Below are 5096 nucleotides of genomic sequence, written 5' to 3' on the forward strand. Positions count from 1 at the left end.
CCCCCGTGTTTTGCGCAAACTCTGCTACTATGTTACAGGCCGCGCCCTAAGAAGCGTGGTCAGGAAAAGTTGTGAGACTTTTCTGGTTCGACCGCGCGACCACCAAACATGCGCACGCTGAGAGAGCCGCCCGCACCATGAGTATCGCCCTCGACCTCGATCATCACGCCCATGCCGACCGCCCGAAATCCGGGCGGACGTCGCTGGTCGGCCTGATGAAATCCGAGCTGCGCGACACGCTGATGGGCATCGGCCTCGACGAGCGCGAAGCGAAAATGCGCGCCAGCCAGCTATGGAACTGGATCTACCACAACGGCGTCACCGATTTCGACCGGATGACCAACATCCAGAAGGGGTTCCGGCAGAAGCTCGCCGACACCTTCCTGCTCGACCGCCCCGAGATCGTCACCGAACAGATTTCGATCGATGGCACCCGCAAGTGGCTGTTCCGCTTCCGCGATCCCAAGAACCCGCTGCTGCCGCCGGTCGAGGTCGAGACCGTCTACATCCCCGAGGAAGACCGCGGCACGCTCTGCGTCTCGTCCCAGGTGGGCTGCACGCTCACTTGCTCGTTCTGCCACACCGGCACGCAGAAGCTGGTGCGCAACCTCACCGCCGGCGAGATCCTCGGGCAGATCCTGATGGCGCGCGAGCGGCTCGGTGATTTCCCCGGCGGCGCGCGCCCCAATGACGGTGGCCTGGTGCCGGCGCCGCGCGGCTCGGGCGGTTCGGAAGGCGACAGCCGCGCCATCACCAATGTGGTGATGATGGGCATGGGCGAACCGCTCTACAATTACGACAACGTCAAGCAGGCGCTGCTGATCGCCTCCGACGAAGCCGGTATCTCGCTGTCGAAGCGCCGCATTACCCTCTCGACCTCGGGCGTCGTGCCCTACATCGAGCCGACTGGCCGTGAGATCGGCGTCATGCTGGCGATCTCGCTGCACGCGGTGCGCGACGAACTGCGCGACATGCTGGTGCCGATCAACAAGAAGTATCCGCTCAAGGAGCTGATCCAGGCCTGCCGCGATTACCCTGGTCTCAGCAATGCCCGCCGCATCACCTTCGAATATGTGATGCTCAAGGACATCAACGATTCCGACGCCGACGCGCGCGAACTGGTGCGGCTGCTCGCCGGCATTCCGGCCAAGATCAACCTGATCCCGTTCAACCCCTGGCCCGGCACCAACTACGATTGCTCGAGCTCGTCGCGCATCGAGCGCTTCGCCGACATCGTCAACAATGCCGGCTATGCGAGCCCCGTCCGCACCCCGCGCGGCCGCGACATCTTCGCTGCCTGCGGGCAGCTGAAGAGCGAGACCGAGCGGCTGACCAAGAAAGAGCGCGACGCGCTCACCGCATAAGGCACAAGCTCGCCTGGTTCCACCGCGTTCAGGCGGCCTCTATGCGTCGCCCCGCCGGCACGAAGAGCACTGCCGCACCGGCGAGGCAGAGGCCCGTGCAGACCGAAAAGATCGACCAGTAGCCAAAGGCTTCGGCGAACAGGCCGGTCCCCAGTCCGGATAACAGGCCGCCGGCGCTCATGGTGTTGCCGAACAGTGCCGACGCGACGCCGGCCCGGCCGGGCAGCAATTCCTGCACGTAAGCCATTCCGACGACGCTGAGGATCCCGATTCCCGCAGCGCGCAGGATCTGCCCCAGATAGAGCGACAGCAGGGTCGGCCAGACGATCGCCATGATGAAGTAGCCGGCAAACAGCAGGAAACCGAAGGCCAGCAGCCCAACGCTGGCCCGGCGCATCGGGCGGATGACGAACAGCCCCATCACCACCACCTCGACTGCCGCGCACAGGCTGAACAGCAGTCCCACATCGGTTTCGGTACCGAGCTCCCGCGCCACCACGATCGACATGGCGTTCGAGCCCATGAACATCGAGGTGTGAAACGCCGTCATGGCGATAACTGCGGGCGCCGCGGCCAGCACCACGCCGAGCGTGATCTTCTGCCGCTCCTCGGTCGCTGCGGGGACCACCTTGATCCGGCTCGCGAACACCACCACCAGAGCCAGCGCAGACAGGAGCGCCGCGCCGACATAGACGCCGGTAAAGCTCCACCCTGCCACCAGTGCCGCACCGAGCGCCGGCCCGATCGCCCAGCTCAGCGACGAGGCGACCCTGAGGCTCGCCATGCCGCGCGACACTGTCTCGCCGCCGACCCGGTCGAGATAGCCCTTGGCCATCGCGAACATCAGCGCGAACGAGGCCGAGCTCGGCCCGAACAGCGCAACGGCCACGGCGATCAGCATCCAGCTCTGGGTCAGCACGGCGCACAACCCGAACGCGACGACCTTGGCGCCCAGTGAAACCAACAGCGGCCAGAGCACCGGCCGCCGGTCGTGCAGGTGCCCGAAGACCGTGGTCACCGCAATGCCCGAGATCGCCGACAGCGTCAGGAAGGCGCTGAGCTCCAGCGGGCTCATGCCGATCTTTTCGACCGCCAGCAGTGCCATGTAGCTGAACCCGACCGCTTCGGCGAGCACCGAGCAGAGGATCGCCAGCAGTGCGGGCGTGAACGACGGCACCTTGAACAGCGCAAGGCTGGAACTCAGCGACACGGCGGAACCTCGTCACGCCACCGGCGTGAGTTGAAGGGCAAGACGGCGGGGTGTTACACCTAGCTGGCCCGCCCCGGCGCGGCAACCACGGCGCGGTGCCCTTCGGCACGTCTGATCCGGCTTCTGCTGGTGACGCCTCCTTTCATCGGAGACCAGCCATGCCCATCCAGATCCGACGCATGCAACCCGGCGACGAGCTCGATTTCGCCGAGGTGGCGCCCGACGTGTTCGACGAACCGATCCATCCCGAGCGGCTCGAAGCCTACCTGCTGGAGCCCGGCCACCTGATGCTGCTCGCCTTCGACAATGGCGTGGTGGTCGGCCAATGCGCCGCCGTCATCCACCGGCACCCCGATAAGGTCACCGAGCTCTATATCGACGAGGTCGGCACCGCCTCGACCCATCTGCGCCAGGGCATCGCCACCCGCATGGTCGAAGCGATGTTCGCCTGGGGCCGCGAACTCGGCTGCCGCGAAGCCTGGCTCGGCACCGAGCTCGACAACCTCGAAGCCAATGGCCTCTACGTCAAGGTGGGCGGCAAGGGCGAGAAGATGGTCTATTACGAGTTCGAGCTATAGGACGGCAGTCCGACGGGACCTTGCAGTCGTCGCCTCCCTCCCCCGCAAGCGCAGCGCAATCGCATATGGAGCACGGACAGGGGTTGGGTGGCCTTCTCCCCTTGTGGTCAGCGGACGAGGGCAAAGCCCTCGCCGCGAGGTGGCCGAAGGCCGGATGAGGGGTTCTCTCCGCGTACACATCGCCCGTCGCTTCGCTCCGGCCGCGCTACACTTCGTTTCGCGGACCCCTCATCCGCCCTTCGGGCACCCTCACTCTTCCCCGCGCAGCCATTCGAGCTTGTGCCGGCCCTGGCCGGGGTCGCCCAGCAGCTGCGCCAGCGCCGGCAGCAGGATGCGCAACTCGCCCTCGAGCGTGAAGGGCGGGTTGACGAGGATCATCCCCGAGCCATGCAGCCGCGGCGGGTTGGAAGCCGGACGGATGCTGAGCTCGGCCCTGAGCATCCTCTGGATGCCGGTATCGCGCAGCGCCGAGATGAAATCGTGCACGGCGCGGGTGTCCTTCAGCGGATACCACAGCGCATAAACCCCGGTGGCGAACTTGCCGTGCGCCTTTACCAGCCCATCGACCAGCCGCTCGAACTCGCCGCGCTCCTCGAACGGCGGATCGACCAACACCAGGCCGCGCTTCTCCTTGGGCGGCACATGGGCGTTGAGCGACAGCCAGCCATCGAGATGGATCACCCGCACCTGCACGTCGCCTTCGAACAGCTTGCCCAGCCGCTCGGCATATTCGGGGTGCAGCTCCAGCGCCGACAGCCGATCCTGCGGCCGGAACAGTTTTCGGACCAAGAGCGGCGAGCCCGGATAGGTCTCCAGCTTGTCGTTGGGGTTCAGCTCGGCGATCACCTTGAGATAGGGCTCGGCCAGCACCTGCGCCTTCTGCGGTAGCCCGCCCTGCAGCAGCTTGCCGATCCCCTCGGCCCATTCCGGCGAGCGCTTGGCGATGGCGCCGGTGAGATCATATCGACCGATCCCGGCATGCGTATCGATCACCCGGAACGCCGCGTCCTTCTTTTTCAGGTACTCGACCAGCCGGGTGACGATGAGATGCTTCATCACATCGGCGAAATTTCCGGCGTGGAAGGCGTGGGAATAGTTCAATGTCGGGCCTGTGCGGTAAGGATGGTCGCGGCGAAGGCGGTAAAGATCGCGGCAAAGCTCCAGTTCAGCGCCCGCTCCACCCATTTGCTGCGCTTGAAGGCGTCGGCCAGCTTTTCGGCGGCGAAAACGATCAGGAAGCCGAGCGGGATCGACAGCACCACGAACTGCGCCCCGAGAAACAACAGCTTCCCCGCCGCGGCCGGGTCATGCGCCTCGACGAACTGCGGCAGGAAGGTCACGAAGAACAGCACCACCTTGGGGTTGAGCAGGTTGATGCCGAGCCCGGTGGCAAAGCTCTGCCACAGCGTCGGCACCTTCTTTGCCGCCTCGGTGAGCCGCAGCCCGCCGCCATGGGCGATCGCCTGCCAGGCCAACCAGATCAGGTAGACGGCGCCGGCAATCTTCAGCGCCATGAACAGCGGCGGCGCGGCAAGGATCAGCACCGAAATGCCGAACGCCACCAGCGTCGTATGCACCATGATACCGGTCATCGCCCCGAACATCGCGGCCAGCCCATGCGCCCGGCCATAGTTGATGGCGCGGCTCATCTGCAGCGCCATATCGGGCCCGGGCGTGATCATCAGGACGAACGTGGCGACGGCAAAGCCGAGCAGCACCGGCAGATCGGGGACGAAACTTGGCATGGCGCTTTCCAACGAGGTTGGCTGTTGCCTATCATCTCCCGAGGTTGCGGCCAACGGGGGGTGGGCTGAGGGGCATGGCGTTTTGGGAACCGCGATCGGCTGCGCTGACCGTCAGGCGCATTCTGAAGGTCAATCATGCCGGCGAGTTCGGGGCCATCCGCATCTACACCTGATGATCACGCCCGGGCCCGATATGGCA

6 protein-coding genes are annotated in these 5096 nt (G+C 65.5%); 3 read left to right on the forward strand and 3 right to left on the reverse strand.

What is annotated here, in order from left to right:
- Positions 1 to 137: 137 nt before the first annotated feature.
- On the forward strand, positions 138 to 1364 hold the full coding sequence (gene rlmN, locus VW23_RS08135) for a dual-specificity RNA methyltransferase RlmN (protein ID WP_069909082.1): 1227 nt from the start codon (positions 138 to 140) through the stop codon (positions 1362 to 1364).
- A gap of 28 nt (positions 1365 to 1392) precedes the next feature.
- On the opposite strand, the gene VW23_RS08140 is transcribed toward rlmN, so the two are convergent.
- Positions 1393 to 2574: an MFS transporter gene (locus VW23_RS08140; protein ID WP_069909079.1), complete on the reverse strand. Its 1182-nt coding sequence runs from the start codon at positions 2572 to 2574 to the stop codon at positions 1393 to 1395.
- 158 nt (positions 2575 to 2732) lie between these two features.
- On the opposite strand from VW23_RS08140, the gene VW23_RS08145 reads away from it, so the two are divergent.
- Complete coding sequence (locus VW23_RS08145; protein WP_069909080.1) at positions 2733 to 3152, forward strand: GNAT family N-acetyltransferase; 420 nt, start codon at positions 2733 to 2735, stop codon at positions 3150 to 3152.
- A gap of 249 nt (positions 3153 to 3401) precedes the next feature.
- Here the strand turns inward: VW23_RS08145 and VW23_RS08150 are convergent, their stop codons facing one another.
- A complete protein-coding gene (locus tag VW23_RS08150; protein WP_069909081.1) occupies positions 3402 to 4253 on the reverse strand; it encodes a 23S rRNA (adenine(2030)-N(6))-methyltransferase RlmJ in 852 nt (283 codons plus the stop codon).
- The gene (locus VW23_RS08155; protein ID WP_055874818.1) at positions 4250 to 4897 is read right to left on the reverse strand and encodes a LysE family translocator; all 648 of its coding nucleotides are present in this window, start codon (positions 4895 to 4897) and stop codon (positions 4250 to 4252) included. Before VW23_RS08155 ends, VW23_RS08150 begins: the two co-directional genes overlap by 4 nt.
- 74 nt (positions 4898 to 4971) lie before the next feature.
- Here VW23_RS08155 and VW23_RS29725 point away from each other — a divergent pair, with 74 nt between their 5' ends.
- Entirely contained in the window at positions 4972 to 5070 is a 99-nt protein-coding gene (locus VW23_RS29725; protein ID WP_342029917.1) for a demethoxyubiquinone hydroxylase family protein, read from the forward strand.
- Positions 5071 to 5096 lie beyond the last annotated feature (26 nt).

This window comes from Devosia insulae DS-56, from assembly GCF_000970465.2.
GTDB classification, from domain to species: Bacteria; Pseudomonadota; Alphaproteobacteria; order Rhizobiales; family Devosiaceae; genus Devosia_A; species Devosia_A insulae.

Excerpts from the sequence above, each read along its gene's own strand:
- rlmN (WP_069909082.1), top strand. The coding sequence starts at position 138 with ATGAGTATCGCCCTCGACCTCGATCATCACGCCCATGCCGACCGCCCG.
- VW23_RS08145 (WP_069909080.1), top strand. The coding sequence starts at position 2,733 with ATGCCCATCCAGATCCGACGCATGCAACCCGGCGACGAGCTCGATTTC.
- VW23_RS08155 (WP_055874818.1), bottom strand. The coding sequence starts at position 4,897 with ATGCCAAGTTTCGTCCCCGATCTGCCGGTGCTGCTCGGCTTTGCCGTC.
- VW23_RS29725 (WP_342029917.1), top strand. The coding sequence starts at position 4,972 with ATGGCGTTTTGGGAACCGCGATCGGCTGCGCTGACCGTCAGGCGCATT.